The 586-nt window shown below is 72.2% G+C and carries 1 protein-coding gene; it reads right to left on the bottom strand.

Annotated features, from left to right (window positions below; genetic code table 11):
- On the bottom strand, window positions 1-586 hold a 586-nt coding region (locus tag D6M19_RS34055), incomplete at both ends, for a DUF222 domain-containing protein (protein WP_123029682.1).

Here is a 586-nt window from a genome sequence, read left to right as displayed (position 1 = left end):
CGCGCATCCGCACGAACTCGGCCAACTCGGCGCTGGGCCGATACCGCGGCTCGGGTCCAGCAGTCGGTGTGCGGATCGGCGTGATCGTCGCCCCGCTGCGGATCGCTTCGGCCAGCAGCGCATTGGGCAACACCCCATGGCCCACCAGCAGGCCCGGCGACCGCGGCGGTTGCTGGGACGCGGCGGCGGTGGCGTCGGCGGTGGCGTCGGGTTGGGCGGGCTGCTCGGCGGCAGCGTCGATGGCGGTTTGGTCGGCGATCACCCGGATCACCACATTGGACTTGGGTTTCGTACCCGTGGTGGGGCAGGCCGGGGAGCCGCACCGGCACGCCAGGGTGTCGTTACCGTTGGCGATCGCGCCGATCGCATCCGAGCGGCGTTCACCGGCGCTGCGCGGATCACCATCACAGACCCCGTTGACCATGGCGGTGACCCGCTGCCGCAGAACAGCACCGTCGGGGGCCAGCAGCCGCCCCCACACCGCGGTGGTTTCGGCGTCGTCGTCACAGGCGCCGATGGTGAAATCACGGCCCCGCACCGCGGTGTGGGTGCGGCGTTGGGCGTCGGGGTCGTAGCGGGCGACCTG

This window comes from Mycolicibacterium stellerae, from assembly GCF_003719305.1.
GTDB classification, from domain to species: Bacteria; Actinomycetota; Actinomycetes; order Mycobacteriales; family Mycobacteriaceae; genus Mycobacterium; species Mycobacterium stellerae.
Note: the sequence above shows the minus strand (reverse complement) of the source record. Positions and strands in the feature narration are given on the sequence as shown.